This is a genomic window from Ideonella alba (assembly GCF_018069875.1).
Lineage (GTDB): Bacteria > Pseudomonadota > Gammaproteobacteria > Burkholderiales > Burkholderiaceae_C > Ideonella > Ideonella alba.
On sequence record NZ_JAGQDF010000005.1, the window covers coordinates 247,502 to 264,772 of the forward strand.

A 17,271-nucleotide genomic window follows, 5' to 3' on the forward strand; every position below is an offset into this window, starting at 1 on the left:
TCTCAGTAGTGGGGATACCCTGTGCCGACCACGCCTGCCGTCCGCGACACCGACCACTGGGTCGGTCTGGCGCTGACCGACGCCGAATACGCCCTGGCCGAAGTGCGCCAGCCGGCGGGTGCGCGTCCGTGCGTGGTGCGTGTGGCCAGCGGCCCCCGGCCGCAGGGCTGGCGGCCTTGGCAGGCGCTGCGTCGTCGCCACGAGCTGGGCGCCATTCCCGTGGTGCTGGTGCTGCCGATGGCGGGCTACCGTCTGCTGGGCGCCGACGCGCCCGAGCTGCCCCGCGCCGACTGGCCCGATGCGCTGCGCTGGCGCATCAAGGACGCGGTCGACTTCCCGGTGGAGGATGCCGCGATCGATGTGCTGGCCGTGCCCCCCGCCGACCCGACGGCCCCGGTGCGCAGCACCTGGGTCGTGGCGGCGCCGGCCACCACCCTGCAGCCGCTCGCCGAGGACTGCCAGACGGCCCGGCTGCCGCTGGAGGCGATCGACATCGTCGAGACCGCGCTGCGCAATCTGTGTGCGCTGAGCGACGACCATGAGCGTGCCCGCGCCCTGCTGTGGGCCGGTCCGCAGCAGGCGGTGCTGGTGGTCACGCTGCGTGGCGAGCTGTTGCTGGCGCGGCGCATCGACGTCGCCGGCGACCTGCTGGTGCATGAGGACGCCGGCCTGCGCCAACAGGCCACCGACCGCATGGCACTGGAACTGCAGCGCACGCTGGACCTGTGCGAGCGCCAGTTCAGCCACGCCAACGTCGCGGGTCTGGCGGTGTTGCCCGGCGCTGCCGCCCAGGCCCTGTGCGACGAGCTGGGTCAGGTGCTGTATGTGCCGGTCAGCCTGATGCCGGTGCAGGAGCTGGTCGATGTCAGCGACGCACCCGAGCTGGCCGACCCGGCTCGCCTGGGAACCCACCTGGTGGCCCTGGGTGCCGCGTTGCGCCAGGCGGTGCAGGCCCCGACATGAGCCGCCAGCAGATCAACCTCTACCGCGGAGCATTCCGCCCGCAGCGCCAAGGCGTCGGCCTGGACCGTGCGCTGTGGATCTGGGCCGCCACCGCCGTGCTGCTGCTGGGCCTGGGCAGCTGGCTGGCCTGGACCCAGCGGGGCCTGCCCACCAGCCAGGACGACGCGCTGCGCAGCACCCAGGCGGCGCAGATCCAGGCGCTGAAATCCGAGCTGGAACAGCGCCGCCGCGGGGTGGACGCCGAACTGTCGCGGGTGCGGGCCATCGAGCAGGCGATTGCCAAGGTCCAGGCCAGCCTGCGCGGGCCGGCCGAGTCGGCCTCGGCACCGGCCTACTCCGCCTACTTCGAGGCCCTGGCCAACCAGGCCCATGGGGCGCTGTGGATCACCGGTTTCAGCGTCTCGCCCGATGGCCAATCGCTGGAACTGCGCGGCCGGGCGCTGGACGCCGCGGCCGTGCCGGACTACCTCGCCCGCCTGAATGCCGAGCCGGTGTTCCGCGGTCGCCAGTTCGCGCAGCTGAACGTCACCACCGTGGGCAGCGACGGCGCGGTCGAGGCGGGCGCCGTGCTGACCGAGTTCGTCGTGCGCAGTGGCCCGCCGGGCACCGAAACCAAGGAGGCCCGATGATGTCGCGCACCGATGCCCTGCGTCAGGCCCTGGCGGACGTCCAGGACCGCTGGCCCGAACTGGCCCGCCGTTTCGATGCGCGCAGTCCGCGCGAACGCTGGGCGCTGATCGCCTGCGGTGTGGCCCTGCTGTGGGCGCTGGCCGACACCCTGTTCCTGGGTCGCCAGCTGCAGCAATGGCAGCGTCAGAGCGCCGAGCAGCGCAGCCTGGCCGTGCAGCGCCAGGCGGCGGATGCCGAGGCCCAGGCGCTGGCCCGCGAGATCCGCCAGCTGGCCGAGACCCAGCAGCAACAGATCGATGCGGCGCGCCAGCGTGCCGCGGCCGTCCAGCAAAGCCTGCTGGGCGGGCCGAATGGCCTGGTGAGTGCGCAGCAGATGCTGCCGCTGCTGCAGCAATTGCTGCGCCAGCAGGCCTGTGGCGCCGGCTCGGCCTGCGCCGGCCGCCTGCGGGTGCGCAGCGTGAAGTCGCTGTCAGCGGCCGCGCTGGCGGCGTCGCCGGCGGCCTCCGGCGCGGGCGGCGACTTGCCCGGTCTGTGGAAGCAGGGCGTGGAGATCGTGCTGGAGGGCAGCTTCGTGGATCTGGCGAGCTATGTGCAGGGCCTGGAGCAGCTGCCGCAGCGCCTGCTGCCCGGCGGCATGAGCTTCGTGGTCGAACGCCATCCGCGCGCTGCGCTGACCCTGCGCCTGTACACGCTGAGCCTGGACAAGAACTGGATGGAGATCTGACATGACCGGTCGATCCTGCGTCCCCCGCGCTGGCACCCTGGTGGTGGTCCTGGGCCTGGTCCCGGGCCTGACCTGCGCCGGCATGACCGATCCGACCCGGCCGCTGACGGGCCTGCCGGGCAGCGAGCCCGCCGCGGCCCCCTCCGGCGCAGCCCGCGCCGCTGCGCCGGCGGCTGCCCCGGCGGTGGTGCCGACCGAGCCGCAGCTGCAATCGCTGCAGATGCCGCGCGATGGCGTGGCCAGCGCCCTGGTCGACGGCCAGCTGCTGCACGCCGGCCAGCGCTGGAATGGTTTCGAGATCGTCTCGATCGACGCCCAGGGCGTGCTCGCCAAGGGCCCTGGCGGGCCGCAGCGCTGGACCCTGGTCGGCGTGCAGTACCTCGATCCCAAGGCCCGTGCGCGCCGCGCCGTGCCGCTGCCCTCGGCCCCCGTGGCCGGTGAGGCCGCCAGCGCCGCCGGCGCCATGAACCAGGCGCCGATCAGCCGCGCCACGCCGTCGCTGAGCACCGCCCAGTGGCAGTACACCCCCGTGCCGGCGCCGACCCCGGCGCCGGCCCCCTCGCTGCCGCCGGTCACGCGCCTGAGCTGGGCCGACCTGGTGGCGCCTGGGCCGTCGGCCCCGCCCCCGGCACCGCTGCGCCCGGCCGCACCGCCGCGCGCCGAACCGGTGCTGCGTCTGCCCAGTCAGGCGCCGCGGATGCAGGTGGCCGCCGGCCCGTCCCAGGCGCCGAAGCCCCCGGTGGTAGCGCCGTCCCGCGCCGCCGCCAGCTGGCGCGGTCTGCCCTTTGCGTGGCCGACCCTGGCCCGCGTGGAGCCGCGCCCCGCCGTGCGGGCGCGCGGACCGCTGCGGGGCCCGCTGCCGCCCAGCGTGGTGCTCGCCCGGCCCTCGACGGGTGCGGGCGATCCCTCGCACTGGACCCGCCACTCGGCGGCGACCGATGCCGCATCGACCTGGTGGACGCCACCGGTGTCCCTGCGGCCGGCCCCGGTCACCGTCGCCGCCGCGCCGGCCCCGGCCCTGCGCCGCGCGCCGGTGCGCCCGCTGCGGCCCCAGCCGGCACGGGCCTGGGCCCAGGCGCTGCCGCGTCCGGCCTCGGCGCCTGCCACGACCCACGCGCTGCGCGCACCGCTCGCGCCCCCCGCGCTTCGCTTGACCGGGCCGCACCTGGTGGGCGTGGTCGCCCTGAACAAGGAGACGCCATGAACGTCAGACCCCTGCTGCTGGCCGTCGGCCTGGCCTGGACCACGCTGGCCTCGGCCGCACCGCTGCCGGCGCCCCTGTCCGCCGCCGCGGCCGAGACCGGTGACGGCCCACGTTTCGACGTGGCGATGAACAACGCCCCCGCCTCGGCCGTGTTTGCCCAGCTGGCCGTGGGCAGCCGCTACAACATGCTGGTCTCGCCCGAGGTCACCGGCACCGTGTCGCTGTCGCTCAAGGACACCACGCTGATGGAGGCGCTGGCGGCACTGCGCGACCTCTACGGCTACGACTTCAAGGTCCAGGGCAACCGCATCACGGTCTATTCGAACACCGTGCAGACGCGGCTGTTCCGCATCAACTACCTGCCCGGCCGCCGCCAGGGCGCCTCGGACATCCGGGTGTCGTCCAGCTCGATCACCCAGGCCGGCACCGGCGGCAGCGCTGCCGCAGCGGCCGGCGCCGGTGGCAGCACCACCAGCGGCGGCACCGTGGGGGGGCGCGCCGAGGATTCGGCCCATGTGCGGACCACCTCCGACGCCGATTTCTGGCGCGAGGTGCAGAGCTCGCTCAATGCCCTGGTCGGCACCGCCGCCGATCGCCGCGTGGTGCTCAATCCGGCGGCGGGCGTGGTCGTGGTGCGCGCCTCGCCGGCCGAGCTGCGCCAGGTCGAGCAGTACCTGGGCGCGGTGCAGATCAACATCGAGCGCCAGGTGATGATCGAGGCCAAGATCGTCGATGTCGTGCTGGGCCAGGAGTCGCAGCAGGGCATCAACTGGAGCAGCTTCGGCAAGTTCCTCGGCAAGGGCAAGCTCAGCGTGGGCATGCTGCAGCCGGGCGCCACGATCGGCAACACCGGCGACCTGGTCGACGGCAGCGGCAACCTGGCCACGCCGGGCAGCGCGCTGATGGCCAATGCGTTGGGCGGCGGCATGTACGGCATCGCCTTCCAGGCCGGCACCTTCGCGGCCATGCTGAACTTCCTGCAGACCCAGGGCGACGTGCAGGTGCTGTCCAGCCCGCGCATCGCCACGCTGAACAACCAGAAGGCGGTGCTCAAAGTGGGCACCGACGAGCTCTACGTCACCGGCGTGGCCAGCACCAGCACCAGCACCGCCACCAGCTCCAGCAGCACGCCGACGGTGACGCTGCAGCCCTTCTTCTCGGGCATCGCGCTGGACGTGACGCCGCAGATCGACGAGCGCGGCAACGTGATGCTGCATGTGCATCCCAGCATCAGCGTGGTCAGCGAGCGGCAGAAGAACGTCGACCTGGGCTCGCTGGGCAGCTACAAGCTGCCGCTGGCGACCAGCGCGGTCAACGAGACCGACTCGATCGTGCGCGTGGCCGACGGCCAGATCGTCGCCATCGGCGGCCTGATGACGCAGAGCCAGACGCTGGACAAGTCGGGCCTGCCAGTGCTGGGCGACATGCCCCTGGTCGGCAAGCTGTTCAGCCAGAAGAACGCGGTGAGCCGCAAGCGCGAGCTGGTGATCCTGATGAAACCCACGGTGATCCAGGACGGCCGCTGGCCCGAATCGGCCGAGGACGCCCGCGCCCGCCAGGTCATCCAGCTCGAGGCCCCGGCCCGCTGAGCCAACGAGCAACACGATGGCCCGCCCCGAACGCGTCCGCCTGGGTGACCTCCTGATCAAGGAGGGCCTGCTCGCGCCCGAGCAGCTCGAGCGTGCGCTGGAAGAGCAGCGCCGCACCGGCCGCAAGCTGGGCCGCACCTTCGTCGACAACGGCTGGGTCACCGAGGAGCAGGTGGCGCGCCTGATCGCCCGCCAGCTGGGCATGCCCTTCGTCGAGCTGCAGCCGCAGTCGCTGCGGCCCGAGCTGATCAAGCTGCTGCCCGAGGTGCAGGCCCGCCGCCTGCGCGCGGTGGTGCTGGCCGAGGAGGGCGGCTCGCTGCGCGTGGGCATGGCCGACCCGACCGACATCGGCGCCTACGATGAGCTGGGCCGGCTGCTGCGCCGCCCGATCGAGATCTCGGTGGTCACCGAGGGTGCCTTCCTGGCGGCGATCGAGCGCAGCTACCAGCGCAGCGACGAGATCGCCGGCCTGGCGCGCGAGCTGACCAGCGAACTCGGCGCCGCCGACACCCGCCTGGCCGACGTGCTGGGCCTGGGCAACCTGGGCGCCGAGGACGCGCCGGTGGTGCGCCTGCTGACCAGCGTCTTCGAGGAGGCGCTGCGCGTGCGCGCCTCCGACATCCACATCGAGCCGCAGGAGCGGCAACTGCGCATCCGCTTCCGCATCGACGGCCTGCTGCGCGTGCAGACCGAGACCGACGCCAAGATCGCCGGCGCGGTGGCCCTGCGCCTGAAGCTGATGAGCGGCCTGGACATCTCCGAGAAGCGTCTGCCGCAGGACGGCCGCTTCGCCGTCAAGCTGGCCGGCGGCACGGTGGACGTGCGCATCTCGACACTGCCCACCCAGCATGGCGAATCGGTGGTCATGCGCCTGCTGAACCAGAACGCCGGCCTGCTGGAGCTGGACCGCCTGCACATGCCCGAGCGCGTGCTGGCCGCGCTGCGCCGTGCGATCGCCCGGCCCAGCGGCATGGTGCTGGTCACCGGGCCCACCGGCTCGGGCAAGACCACCACGCTGTACGCCGCGCTCAACCAGCTCAACAGCACCGACCGCAAGATCCTCACCGCCGAAGACCCGGTGGAGTACCGCCTGCCGGGCCTGAACCAGGTGCAGGTGCAGGAGAAGATCGACCTCAGCTTCGAGCGCGTGCTGCGCGCCGCGCTGCGCCAGGACCCGGACGTGGTGCTGATCGGCGAGATGCGCGACCAGGAGACCGCCGAGATCGGCATGCGCGCCGCCATCACCGGCCACCTGGTGCTGTCCACGCTGCACACCAACGACGCGCTGTCCACGCCGGTGCGCCTGCTGGACATGGGCGTGCCGCGCTACATGGTGGCGTTGTCGCTGCAGATGGTGCTGGCGCAACGCCTGGTGCGGGTGATCTGCCCGGCCTGCAAGGCGCCGGCCGAACCCTCGCCGGCCGAGCGCCAGTTCCTGGAAACTGAGCTGGGCGACCGCGCCGCCGACACGCCCTTCTGGCGCGGCCGCGGCTGCGCGCTGTGCAACCACACCGGCTACAGCGGCCGCACCGGCATCTACGAGTTCGTCGAGATGAGCCAGGACCTGGTCGAGGCGCTGAACCACGGTGAGGCCCAGGCCTTCACGCAGGCCGCGCGGCGCCAGATGGCCGGCCACACGCTGCGCCGCGATGCGGTGCGCCTGGCCATCGAGGGCCGCAGCACGCTGGAAGAGGCGATGCGCGCGACCAACCAGGTGGACGAAGGCTGAGATGGCCGAATTCGCCTACACCGGCCACGGCCCCAGCGGTGCGGTCTCCGGCACGCTGGAGGCGCCCACCGCGGGTGCGGTGGCGGAGCTGCTGCAGGCACGCGGCATCACGCCGCTGCGCATCCAGGCCGGCACCGTGCCGGCCGGGCCGACGCCCTCGCTCACGCTGCGCCTGCCCGCCTGGCGCGCGCCGCGTGTGGCCACGGTGGACCTGTTGCTGTTCTCGCGCCAGCTCAACACCCTGCTGCGTGCCGGCGTGCCCATCCTGCGTGCGCTGGGGGGCTTGATCGAATCGGCCGCCAACCCGGCGATGCGGTCCACCCTGGCCGCGGTGCGCCAGACGCTGGAATCGGGCCGTGAGTTGTCGCAGGCCCTGGCCGCGCACCCGGCGGTCTTCGATGCCTTCTACATCGCCATGGTGCGGGTGGGCGAGGCCACCGGTCGGCTGGACGAAGTCTTCCTGCGCCTGTTCAAGCACCTGGAGTTCGAGCAGTTCATGCGCCAGCAGGTGCGCTCGGCGCTGCGCTACCCCAGCTTCGTGGTGGCGGCGATGGTGGTGGCGGTGGCGGTGATCAACCTCTTCGTCATCCCGGCCTTCGACCAGGTGTTCCGCAACTTCGGCGCCGAGCTGCCGTGGATGACCCGCGTGCTGATGGCGACATCGGCCTTCACCGTGCAGTTCGGCTGGCTGCTGGCGCTGGGTGCGGTGGCCGGCTTCGTGGCCTTCCGGCGCTGGGCCGGCACGGCCGCCGGACGGCTGACCTGGGACCGCCTGAAGCTGCGGCTGCCGGTGGCCGGCAAGATCGTCCACAAGGCCACGCTGTCGCGCTTCGCGCGCAGCTTCGCGCTGTCGCTGCGCTCGGGCGTGCCGGTGGCGCAGGCGCTGGCGGTGGTGTCACAGACCGTGGACAACCGCTGGATCGGCCAGCGGGTCGAAGGCATCCGCGACAGCGTCGAGCGCGGCGAGACCATCCTGCGCGCTGCGGCACTGGCCGGCATCTTCACGCCGGTGGTGCTGCAGATGATCGCGGTGGGTGAGGAGACCGGTGCGGTCGACGAGCTGATGGACGAGGTGGCCGATCTGTATGCGCGCGACGTCGAGTACGAACTGAAGACCCTGTCGCAGCAGATCGAGCCGATCCTGATCGTCTTCCTGGGCATCCTGGTGCTGATCCTGGCGCTGGGTGTCTTCCTGCCGGTCTGGGACCTGGGCCGCGCGGCCTTCAAGAAATGAAGTCGCTGCGCCGCATCCACCGCGCGCCAGGCTTCAGCCTGCTGGAGCTGGCCGTGGTCATCGTGATCACCGCCTCGCTGCTGGCCGTGGCGCTGCCGCGCTACCGCGATGCCCAGCGCTACGCCCGCACCGCCACCCTCGACAACATGGCGCTGCTGATGATCCAGGCGGTCGACCAGTTCCACTGGCAGTGTCTGGCGGCGCAGACCCGCGATCTGCGCGAGGACTGCCATGAAGTGCGCGTCGGCCTGTGGCTGGTGCGCGGTGAGCTGGGCTACCCGCAGGCCGGGCTGGACGGCATCGGCCGCCTGGTCGGTCTGGTGCCTGGCGAGCCTGCTGCTGATCAATTCCGTGTCGAAACCACCCGGCAGCATGGACAGGCCGGGCTCAAGGTCTCGCTGCGACATGCCGACAACGGGACGTGCGAGCTGGTCTACCTCGCCCCCGCCGGCGTGGGGCAGCGGCCGGAAATCACCGTCCTGCAGTCCACCTGTTCCTGACCCACCCCCTCGCCTCGAAGGAGCTTCCGATGAGATCCACCACCAAAGGCTTCACGCTGATCGAGCTGATCGTCGTGATCGTCATCCTGGGCATCCTGGCCGCCACGGCGCTGCCCAAGTTCATGGACCTGCGTGGCGATGCCTACGCCTCGGCCGCGCAAGGCGTGGCCGGCGCTGGTGCCGCCGCGATGAACCTGAACTACAGCGGCTGCATGCTGACCAACAACACCGTGACCGCCAACAAGTGCGTCAAGGTGGACCAGTGCAGCGACGTGGCCAGCCTGCTGCAGGCCGGCCTGCCCAGCGGCTACAGCGTGGCGGCGTCGGGCACCGACCTGGGCACCACCAACGGCGCCACGGGCGACTGCAATGTGTTCTACACCGGCTACCAGGCCGGAGCGCTGGCGAGCTTCAAGGGCGTCGCCGCCGGCAACTGAGTTCCACCGCCCTGCCTGCGCAAGGAGCATGCGATGAAATCCCACCTGCAACGCGGCTTCACGCTGATCGAGCTGATCGTCGTGATCGTCATCCTGGGTATCCTGGCGGCCGCCGCCCTGCCCAAGTTCATGGACCTGCGTGACGACGCCTACGGCGGCTCTGCCGCGGGCGTGGCCGGTGCGGCCGCCGCGGCCATGAACAACAACTATGCCGGCTGCATGCTGACCAACAACACGGTCACAGCAGGCAAGTGCGCCAAGGTCGACGAGTGTTCCGATGTCTCCGGCCTGCTGCAGGGCGGTCTGCCCTCGGGCTACAGCGTGGCCGCCTCGGGGTCCGAGCCGGGCACCACCAACGGCACCACGGCGAACTGCACGGTGACGGTCAGCAACAGCAGCGCCAGCTTCAAGGGCATCGCCGCCGGCAACTGATCCGCCCTTCAGGGGGCAGACGCGAGGCGGTGGCCGGGTCGATCCCGGCGTCCTGGGCCCCTGGCCAGGCTGAGCCGGTCCTGCGTGTCGCGCGGGGCCGGTTCAGCCTGGCCTTTGGGCGTCTTATCGGCGCTTCGGCGGCGGTGGCGCTTCGCAGAATCGACGCATGTCGAAGATCGTGCGACTGCTGCTGCATGGGCTGCTGGCCTGCCTGCTCCTGGCGGGCGCAAAGGTCAGCGCAGCCACGTTCACCGCCAGCAGCGTGACCTACAGCTGGGACACGGTGTCCACCAGCGCCGGCGTCATCGGCGACGACGTGTCTTCCGGGGCGATCAGCCTGCCCTTCAGTGTCACGGTGGGCGGGGTGACGGTGTCGACCGTCTACATCTCGTCCAACGGTCTGGTGGCCTTCAGCGGCGCCAACACCGCTTACAACAATACCGCGCTGCCCACCGGCACCGCGCCGCTGCTGCTGCCCTACTGGGACGACCTGCGCACCGACGTCAGTGGCGCCTCGGTGGTGTACGGCACGCTCGGTTCGGCGCCCAACCGCCGTTTCGTGATCAGCTGGAACAGCGTCGCGCTGTTCAGCAACACCGCGGTCCGGCTGAGTTTCCAGGCCGTGCTGTACGAGTACGGCGACGTCGAGTTCCGCTACCAGAGCATGGGCGATACCGGCTCCAGCGCGACGATCGGCCTGCAGCTCAGCGGCAGCGACTACACCCAGTGGAGCCTGAACACGCCGGCCAAGGCGTCCTCGTCCACCGCGATCCGCTTCAGCGCGGCCGAGGGGACATCGCCGGGCGGCGTCAGCGGCCATGTCTGGTGGGGGCGCGCCGGCTCGATCGGCCTGGCCGATGGCGCGGGTATCAGCACCTGGACCAACCACGCCAGCTACAGCCGCAACCTCACGGGCAGCACGACGGCGCCGGTGTTTCGCAACACCAACGCGCGCAACATCAACTTCAACCCGACGGTGGAGTTCACCAGCACCACCGCCACCGCGGCCGGGGCGCAGTACTTCACCGGGCCCAGTTTCCTGGGCACATCCACCTGGACGCGCGCGCACTACGTGGCCGTGGGCTACCCGGTGTCGAGCACCCAGAACAACTGGCTGTTCTACGAGGACACCGTCACGCCGTCGGGCTACGTCGATGGCCGTCTGTCGGTGCATTTCCCGTGGAACCCGCACATCTACTGGGATGCGGGCAACTGCTGCACCACCAACCGGGAGTTCTACACGCCACCGAATCTGGTGAACGGGCCATCGATCTACCTGTTCTCGGTGGACACCACGACCACCGGTGCGCCCGGTGCCGGCAAGCAGGGCATCCGGCAGAACGGTGCCGCGGCCGTCGTCGCGGGCGACGGCACCGCCAACGCCCAGATCAGTTTCACTGGCAACAATGGCAACTTCCGCGTGGGGTGGCCGGGCTGGGACGGCAACTTCCAGGGCTACCTGGCCGAGGGCATGATGTTCCTTGGCAACACGATGACGCCGGCGCTGGCGGTGCAGCTGGAAAGCTACCTGGCGGTGAAGTACGGCATCACCCTGGGCAGCAATGGCGCCAGTGCCAACGCCTACGTCCACAGTGGCGGCAGCACGATCTGGGCGGCGGGCACCGGCCTGCACTACAACGTGGTGGGTGTCGGGCGTGACGATCTGTCCAAGCTGGACCAGCGGATCTCGCGCTCGGTCAACAGCGGCGACCAGATCACCATCACCACCTCGGCCACGGTGCCGTCCACCGCCTCGACGATCGCCCCGACCACCGGTACCGCCTTCTCGGCCGACCGCTCCTTCGTGCTGGCGGGCGACAACAACGGCACGGTGGAAAGCACGGTGTCGATCAGCAGCGGCACGCTGGCCGGTCGCGCGCGCAGCGGCCGCCTGTGGCGCGTGCAGACCACCGGCACCGTGCCGACGCAGCTGACGGTGTGCATCCCCGACACGCTGATCCCCGCCAGCTTCCTGACCGGCACGCTGAGCGATCTGCAGCTCAATGCCGCCAGCGACGCCAACCTCAGCACCAACGTGGCTTCGGTGGTGATGGCGGCGGCCAACTGCCCGGGCACGGGGGTGGGCGTCAGCACCTCGGTGTCCGGCCGCGCGGCCACCTTGTCGGCCGCGCAGCTCAGTGCGCTGGGCGGCACCGGCTACTTCAGCGTCACCCGCCGGCAGCTTGACCACATCGAGGTGACCACCGACGCCACCAGCAGCGTCACCTGCCAGCCCACGACCTACACGATCCGCGCCTGTGCCGACGCGGCCTGCAGCGGCTACTACGTCGGCGGTCTCAGCGGCAACCTGGCGATCACCGGCACCGGGGTCACCGTGACCTACCCCAGCGGCGCGGCCTGGAGCATTGCCGCCGGCTCGTCGACCACCACCATCCAGGCCCAGGTGACCTCCACCACCACCGCCACGGTCGGCCTGACCGGCCTGTCGGTCACGCCGGGCAACGCCAAGCCGGTGTTCTGCGGGCTGGGTGTGGCTGCCTCGTCCACCAACAGCTGCAGCTTCACGCCGGCCAGCAGCGGCTTCCTGTTCGACGTGCCGTCGCACCGCTCGGGCGAGAGCCAGACGGTGTCGATCACCGCGGTCAAGAACACCGGCGGCAGCTGCGGCGCGGCGTTCAGCGGCACCAAGAGCGTGACGCTCAAGTGCAGCTACCTCAACCCCACGACCGGCACCCTGCCGGCGCTGGTCAACGGCACGGCCACCAACGCCGCCGGCAACGCCAGCGCCGCCTGCGATGCCGCCGGCAAGGCCTTCAGCCTGAGCTTCAACACCAGCGGCGTGGCCAGCATCAGCGTGCAGTACCGCGATGCCGGCCAGGTGGCGCTGAGCGCCAGCTACACCGGCAGCGGTGCCGACGCCGGGCTGAATCTCACTGGCAGCGACAGCTTCGTCGCCGCCCCGTATGGCTACACCTTCAGCGGCCTGCCATCGACGGTGAAGGCAGGTGATCCGTTTGCGTTGACGGTCACCGCCGTCAACAGCCTGGGCAGCGCCACGCCCAACTACGGTCTGGAGACCACGCCCTTGAAGCCCGCGCTCAGCTTCTACCGCGCCAAACCCGGTGGCAGTGGCGCGGTGGATGGCAGCTTCACCGTGGGCAGCGCCGGCAGTGTCAGTGCCGCCAGCGTCACCTTCAGCGGCAATGCCTGGAGCGAGGTGGGGCGGCTCGAGGCCACGGCCCGCCTGGCCAGCGGCAACTACCTGGGCAGCGGCATCTCGGTGGCCGGCACCACCGGCGCCTGGACCTACTGCGCCCATGAGCGCAGCACCTGCACGCTGCCCAGCGGCATCGTCGCCACCGTGCGCTACATCTCGCGCGGCAAGATGCTGCACCTGCATGGCATCAGCGGCAGCCTGAGTTGTGACAACACCACCTTCGGACAGGACCCCGACTATGGCTTCGAGAAGGACTGCTACTACGCCGTGCAGTCCGGCAGCCAGACCACCGACCCGGGCAGCATTGCGGTCATTCCCCACCACCTGGACCTGCAGACCAGCGCCGCCTGCGGCAGCTTCAGCTATGCCGGCCAGCCCTTCGGGGTCACGGTGACCGCGCGCAACGCGGTCAACGGGGTCACCCTCAACTACGACGGCAGCGCGGCCACCAGCCCCAACCAGGCGCAGGCGATCAGCTTTGTCGACGCCAGCGGCAACAGCACCGGCAGCCTGGCGGGCAGCCTGGCGGCCAGCGCCTTCACCGCCGGGGTGGGCAGCGGGACCGCGCCGGTCTTCAGCTTCACCAGCAAGCTCACGCCCGAGCAGACGATCACGGTGCGCGGCGTCGATGCCAACGCCGTCAGCTCGCAGGGCTACACCGAGGGCTCGATGATGCTGCGCAGTGGCCGCCTGGTGGTGTCGAATGCCTTCGGCACCGACAAGTCCAGCCTGCAGCTGCCGCTGCAGGTGCAGGCCTGGAGCGGCATGAGCTGGGTGCTCAACAGCGACGACAGCTGCACCAGCATCCCCACCAGCGCGGTGGTGCGTCCGCGTGTCGTCAACCACAACGGCAGCGCGGCCAGCTGGACCAGCGCGGTCAGCGCGGTCAGCCTGAGCGCCGGGCAGGGCGCGATCACGCTGGCGCCGCCCAGCCCGTCAGGCACCGGCACCGTCGACGTGGCGGTCCACCTGGGCAGCGGCACGGCGGCCGATCAGAGTTGCCTGGCCAGCCACAGCAGCGCCGCCGGCGCCGGCCTGCCCTGGTTGCGCTCGCGCAATGGCTCGTGTGCCGCCACCTGGGACCGCGACCCGTCGGCGCGCGCCACCTTCGGCGTGTACGCGCCCGAGTCGCGCAAGCTGATGCAGATCCGGGAGCTGTTCTGATGCGCCGCGCTCGGGGGTTCACGCTGGTGGAGCTGATCGTCGTGCTGGTGCTGGTCGGCGTGCTGGCGGCGGTGGCCGTGCCCAGCTTCCAGGGCCTGACCGGCGCGCGCACCGAGGCCTACCGCGACAGCCTGGTGGCCGGATTGCGGCTGGCCCAGTCGACCGCGATCAGCCACCGCCGGCTGGTCTGCGTGGACCTGAGCGGCGGGACCATGACGGTTCGCATTGCGGTGGCCAAGTCGGACACCAGCTGCAGCGCGACGATCGGCGCGCCTGATGGCTCCAGCAACTGGGCCGTGCCGCCCGCCGGCGTGACGCTGTCGGCCTCGCCGTCGACCACGCTGTACATCCAGGCCTGGGGCGGCGTGTCGGCCACCGCCGGCGGTGCCAGCACCACCTTCACGCTGACGCCCTCCGGGTCGTCGGCCATCACCATGCGGGGCGTCAATGGTGTCGTCGAGTAAGCGCCAGCGCGGCCTGACGCTGGTCGAGCTGGTCATCGCGATCGTCGTGCTCGGGCTGGGCGTGGCCGGGCTGATGCTGGCCTTCTCCACCGTGGGCCGCGGCTCGGCCGATCCGCTGGTGCAGCGCCAGATGGAGGTGATCGCGGTGGAGATGCTCGAGGAGATCGCCCTCAAGCCCTATGCCGCGACGGCCAACACCGCCCCGGCGGCCTGCGCCCGCAACACCTACAACGATGTGGCCGACTACAACGGCTATGCCAGCAATGGCGCGATCTGCAGCATCGATGGCACGCCGATCACCGCGCTCAGCGGCTACTCGGTCGCCGTCAGCGTGCTGCCCACCACGCTCGCCGGGGCGACCGCGCTGAAGATCACGGTCACGGTCAGCCGCTCGGGCCAGTCGCTGAGCCTGGTGGGCTGGCGCACGGATTACGCCTCATGAGCCGCTCCCGAGAGACCCGCGCACGCGGCTTCACGCTGGTGGAGCTGGTGCTGGTGATCGCCATCGGCGGCGTGCTGGCGGCGGCGCTGGTGATCTTCCTGCGACCTGCGGTGGACAACTACGTGGCCAGCCGCCAGCGCGGCGAGCTGCTGCACCGCGCCGACGGCGCGCTGACGACGATCGTGCGCGACGTGCGCCGGGCGTTGCCCAACTCGATCCGCATGGTCGGCAACCAGTGCTTCGAGCTGGTGCCCACCAAGGCGGGCGGCCGCTACCGTGCCGGGCCCGACACCGTCAACGACTCGGCGCCGGGCTGCACGCCGGGCGCCAGTTGCGCGGCCTGGGTGGATACCAGCGCCGCCACCACGGTGTTCGATGTACTGGGCTGGGGCTCGTCGGTGGCCGCGGTCGGTGATTACGTGGTGATCAACAACCAGAATGGCAACGATGTCTACGACGGCCTGAACCGGTCGCTGATCACGGGCCTCAGCACGCCGTCGGCCAGCCAGGGCAAGCAGCGCATCACGATGGCGGCGCAGCAGGTGTCGCCGGGCTACGACGGCGGCCGCTTCTTCATCGTGCCGGCCAGCCGGCAGGCGGTGTTCTTCAGCTGCACCGGCGCCGACGGCACCCTCGACGCCGCGGGCGACGGCAAGGGCACGCTGCTGCTCAACGAGGCCTATGGATTCAACGCGGCGTACCCCAGCAGTTGCCCGAGCAGCGGGACGGTGCTGGCGTCCAAGGTGAAGAGCTGCAACTTTGTCTACGACCCCAACCAGGGCGCCACCCAGCAGAGCGGCTTTGTCTGGATGGAGATCGAGATCGCCCGCGCCGGCGAGACCGCCCACCTGAGCATGGGCGCCCACGTGTCGAACATCCCATGAGCACGAACGCCCGAACATGCCGTGACCGCCGCAGTCGCCGTCGCCCGCGCGGCTTCGGCGCGATCGCCGCGCTCGTGGTGCTGGTGCTGATGGCGGCGCTGGCGGCGGCGGTGGTGCGCATCGGCGTGTCCCAGCAGGGCAGCCTGGCGCAGGGCCTGTCGGCCAGCCGGGCGACGGCCGCCGCAGCCGCCGGCCTGGAGTGGGGCGCCTGGCAGGTGCTCAAGGGCAGCTGGGGCAGCTGCAACGCCGCCAGCCAGACGCTGGACCTGAGCGCCGACACCGGCCTGTGGGTCACCGTGGCCTGCCAGGCCACCGCCTACAACGAGGGCGAGAGCGCGCCCGGCACCGCGCGCACGGTGACCAGCTACACCTTGACCGCCACGGCCTGCAATTCCTCGGCCGGCTGCCCCGACAACGCCCGGGTGGTGGAGCTGGGCTATGTCGAGCGGTCCACGCAGTCGGTGATCGTCAACTGAGGGCGCTGCGGAATCCGCAGAAGCCGCTGCCGTCCTGCGGCGCCGCCGGTAGGCGCCGCCAGGGCCGGTGCAGCCGGGGCGGTTCGGCGAAGCTGGCACCGCACAGCAGCGCGTCGCCCACGCGTCCCGCGCGCGCATGGGCGCTGCTGGCGGCCCAGTCGGCCACCGGCTGGTCGCCGGGCAGCGTATCGGCCGTCCATTCGAGCACCTGTCCCCAGGACAGCAGGCCGGCGCGCGCCGCCGCCTCCCATTCGTCGGCGGTTGGCAGGCGGCGTCCCGCCCAGCGGCACCAGGCCTGGGCCTCATGGCGGCTCAGGTGCATCGCCGGCGCGGCCGGATCCAGCGGCAGCCAGCGGCCGAAGCGGGCCAGGCGCCAGCCGCCATCGTCCTCGTTGCGGCCCAGGTGGCGCGGGCGGCCGGCACTGTGGCGCTGTCGCCAGGCCCAGCCCTCCGGGCTCCACCACTGCGGGTCGTCGTAGCCGCCGACCTCGATGAAGGGCAGGTAGCGGGCCCAGCTGACCGGCTGGGGGTCGATCGTGCAGGCCGGCAGCGTCAGCTCGCGCGCGGCGTACTCGTCCGGGGCCAGCCAGGCGCCGTCGGGGGCGCCCAGCCGGTAGGTGCCGGCGGGCAGGGTGCGCGGTGTGTCGTCGCTGCGCAGCGTGGGCATCTCGGGCAGCGCGCTGTCGGGCCAGGCCCCCAGCGCCTGGGCCAGGCCCAGCCAGGTGGCGCGTTCATGGTCCTCGTGCCACAGCAGCAGGCGCCAGGGCGCCAGCGCCGCAGAGGGTGACCCGCGGGACTCGGTGGCCAGCAGCGCCAGGCTGCGCTGGCGGCACTGCTGCGACGCCGCCAGCGCGCGTGCCAGCGTGGGCACCTCGGCATGCCAGCGGCCGGCGTGGCTGACCCGGCGCGGGTCCAGCGCGGCATCTTCGCGGGCCGTGGCCGCGCGGCCGCGCGGCGCGCCGGCGCTGGCGGCCAGGCCCTGGCGGCGCTGCGGGTTGCGCCCCACCCACCAGTCCTCCAGCCAGGCCCCGTGCGCGATCTGCCAGCGGGGCGGTGTCAGCTCGGGCAGGTAGCGCAACTCCATCGCCTCGCCCAGCAGGGCACGCAGCGGTGCGACCAGCGGCAGCCAGTGGCCGCGGGCCTCGGTCAGCGCAGCCGCCAGCGCGCGGCCATCGCCGGTGGCGGTCAGCAGGGGGTCGTCCAGGCTCATCGGGCGCGGAT

At 71.7% G+C, this 17,271-nt stretch carries 16 protein-coding genes; 15 read left to right on the plus strand and 1 reads right to left on the minus strand.

Features of this window, described 5'->3' with window-relative positions:
• The first annotated feature begins 21 nt into the window (after positions 1-21).
• The 15 genes from KAK07_RS10700 to KAK07_RS10770 all read left to right on the plus strand — a co-directional run bounded on the left by KAK07_RS10700 (position 22) and on the right by KAK07_RS10770 (position 16,050).
• Entirely contained in the window at positions 22-963 is a 942-nt protein-coding gene (locus KAK07_RS10700) for a hypothetical protein (RefSeq protein ID WP_210860646.1), read from the plus strand.
• The gene (locus KAK07_RS10705; protein ID WP_210854486.1) at positions 960-1,592 is read left to right on the plus strand and encodes a PilN domain-containing protein; all 633 of its coding nucleotides are present in this window, start codon (positions 960-962) and stop codon (positions 1,590-1,592) included. Before KAK07_RS10700 ends, KAK07_RS10705 begins: the two co-directional genes overlap by 4 nt.
• Positions 1,589-2,317 carry a type II secretion system protein M gene (locus KAK07_RS10710; protein ID WP_210854487.1) on the plus strand — a complete coding sequence of 243 codons (729 nt, stop codon included), beginning with the start codon at positions 1,589-1,591 and terminating at the stop codon, positions 2,315-2,317. Before KAK07_RS10705 ends, KAK07_RS10710 begins: the two co-directional genes overlap by 4 nt.
• Position 2,318: 1 nt before the next feature.
• Positions 2,319-3,521, plus strand: coding sequence for a hypothetical protein (locus KAK07_RS10715; RefSeq protein WP_210854488.1), 1,203 nt, complete (start codon positions 2,319-2,321; stop codon positions 3,519-3,521).
• Positions 3,518-5,110, plus strand: coding sequence for a pilus (MSHA type) biogenesis protein MshL (mshL, locus tag KAK07_RS10720; RefSeq protein ID WP_210854489.1), 1,593 nt, complete (start codon positions 3,518-3,520; stop codon positions 5,108-5,110). Before KAK07_RS10715 ends, mshL begins: the two co-directional genes overlap by 4 nt.
• Positions 5,111-5,126: 16 nt before the next feature.
• The gene (locus KAK07_RS10725; protein ID WP_210854490.1) at positions 5,127-6,839 is read left to right on the plus strand and encodes a GspE/PulE family protein; all 1,713 of its coding nucleotides are present in this window, start codon (positions 5,127-5,129) and stop codon (positions 6,837-6,839) included.
• A 1-nt stretch (position 6,840) separates the two neighbouring features.
• Complete coding sequence (locus KAK07_RS10730) at positions 6,841-8,073, plus strand: type II secretion system F family protein (RefSeq protein WP_210854491.1); 1,233 nt, start codon at positions 6,841-6,843, stop codon at positions 8,071-8,073.
• Positions 8,070-8,573, plus strand: a complete 504-nt coding sequence (locus tag KAK07_RS10735) for a type II secretion system protein (RefSeq protein WP_210854492.1) — start codon at positions 8,070-8,072, stop codon at positions 8,571-8,573. The genes KAK07_RS10730 and KAK07_RS10735 overlap by 4 nt, the downstream gene beginning before the upstream one ends.
• A gap of 29 nt (positions 8,574-8,602) precedes the next feature.
• Complete coding sequence (locus KAK07_RS25750; protein WP_310738595.1) at positions 8,603-9,010, plus strand: type II secretion system protein; 408 nt, start codon at positions 8,603-8,605, stop codon at positions 9,008-9,010.
• A gap of 33 nt (positions 9,011-9,043) precedes the next feature.
• A complete protein-coding gene (locus KAK07_RS25755) occupies positions 9,044-9,442 on the plus strand; it encodes a type II secretion system protein (RefSeq protein ID WP_210854493.1) in 399 nt (132 codons plus the stop codon).
• Between the two features lie 166 nt (positions 9,443-9,608).
• Positions 9,609-13,784: an NIDO-like domain-containing protein gene (locus tag KAK07_RS10750; RefSeq protein ID WP_210854494.1), complete on the plus strand. Its 4,176-nt coding sequence runs from the start codon at positions 9,609-9,611 to the stop codon at positions 13,782-13,784.
• Positions 13,784-14,248: a GspH/FimT family pseudopilin gene (locus tag KAK07_RS10755; protein WP_210854495.1), complete on the plus strand. Its 465-nt coding sequence runs from the start codon at positions 13,784-13,786 to the stop codon at positions 14,246-14,248. The genes KAK07_RS10750 and KAK07_RS10755 overlap by 1 nt, the downstream gene beginning before the upstream one ends.
• Entirely contained in the window at positions 14,232-14,690 is a 459-nt protein-coding gene (locus tag KAK07_RS10760; protein ID WP_210854496.1) for a type IV pilus modification PilV family protein, read from the plus strand. The genes KAK07_RS10755 and KAK07_RS10760 overlap by 17 nt, the downstream gene beginning before the upstream one ends.
• Positions 14,687-15,574 (plus strand): type II secretion system protein, encoded by an 888-nt coding sequence (locus KAK07_RS10765; protein WP_210854497.1) that lies wholly within the window; start codon positions 14,687-14,689, stop codon positions 15,572-15,574. Before KAK07_RS10760 ends, KAK07_RS10765 begins: the two co-directional genes overlap by 4 nt.
• Positions 15,571-16,050 (plus strand): MSHA biogenesis protein MshP, encoded by a 480-nt coding sequence (locus KAK07_RS10770; protein WP_210854498.1) that lies wholly within the window; start codon positions 15,571-15,573, stop codon positions 16,048-16,050. The genes KAK07_RS10765 and KAK07_RS10770 overlap by 4 nt, the downstream gene beginning before the upstream one ends.
• Here the strand turns inward: KAK07_RS10770 and KAK07_RS10775 are convergent.
• A complete protein-coding gene (locus KAK07_RS10775) occupies positions 16,043-17,260 on the minus strand; it encodes an SUMF1/EgtB/PvdO family nonheme iron enzyme (RefSeq protein ID WP_210860647.1) in 1,218 nt (405 codons plus the stop codon). The genes KAK07_RS10770 and KAK07_RS10775 overlap by 8 nt on opposite strands.
• Positions 17,261-17,271: the final 11 nt, after the last annotated feature.

Excerpts from the sequence above, each read along its gene's own strand:
- KAK07_RS10705 (WP_210854486.1), top strand. The coding sequence starts at position 960 with ATGAGCCGCCAGCAGATCAACCTCTACCGCGGAGCATTCCGCCCGCAG.
- KAK07_RS10710 (WP_210854487.1), top strand. The coding sequence starts at position 1,589 with ATGATGTCGCGCACCGATGCCCTGCGTCAGGCCCTGGCGGACGTCCAG.
- KAK07_RS10715 (WP_210854488.1), top strand. The coding sequence starts at position 2,319 with ATGACCGGTCGATCCTGCGTCCCCCGCGCTGGCACCCTGGTGGTGGTC.
- mshL (WP_210854489.1), top strand. The coding sequence starts at position 3,518 with ATGAACGTCAGACCCCTGCTGCTGGCCGTCGGCCTGGCCTGGACCACG.
- KAK07_RS10725 (WP_210854490.1), top strand. The coding sequence starts at position 5,127 with ATGGCCCGCCCCGAACGCGTCCGCCTGGGTGACCTCCTGATCAAGGAG.
- KAK07_RS10730 (WP_210854491.1), top strand. The coding sequence starts at position 6,841 with ATGGCCGAATTCGCCTACACCGGCCACGGCCCCAGCGGTGCGGTCTCC.
- KAK07_RS10735 (WP_210854492.1), top strand. The coding sequence starts at position 8,070 with ATGAAGTCGCTGCGCCGCATCCACCGCGCGCCAGGCTTCAGCCTGCTG.
- KAK07_RS25750 (WP_310738595.1), top strand. The coding sequence starts at position 8,603 with ATGAGATCCACCACCAAAGGCTTCACGCTGATCGAGCTGATCGTCGTG.
- KAK07_RS25755 (WP_210854493.1), top strand. The coding sequence starts at position 9,044 with ATGAAATCCCACCTGCAACGCGGCTTCACGCTGATCGAGCTGATCGTC.
- KAK07_RS10750 (WP_210854494.1), top strand. The coding sequence starts at position 9,609 with ATGTCGAAGATCGTGCGACTGCTGCTGCATGGGCTGCTGGCCTGCCTG.
- KAK07_RS10755 (WP_210854495.1), top strand. The coding sequence starts at position 13,784 with ATGCGCCGCGCTCGGGGGTTCACGCTGGTGGAGCTGATCGTCGTGCTG.
- KAK07_RS10760 (WP_210854496.1), top strand. The coding sequence starts at position 14,232 with ATGGTGTCGTCGAGTAAGCGCCAGCGCGGCCTGACGCTGGTCGAGCTG.
- KAK07_RS10765 (WP_210854497.1), top strand. The coding sequence starts at position 14,687 with ATGAGCCGCTCCCGAGAGACCCGCGCACGCGGCTTCACGCTGGTGGAG.
- KAK07_RS10770 (WP_210854498.1), top strand. The coding sequence starts at position 15,571 with ATGAGCACGAACGCCCGAACATGCCGTGACCGCCGCAGTCGCCGTCGC.
- KAK07_RS10775 (WP_210860647.1), bottom strand. The coding sequence starts at position 17,260 with ATGAGCCTGGACGACCCCCTGCTGACCGCCACCGGCGATGGCCGCGCG.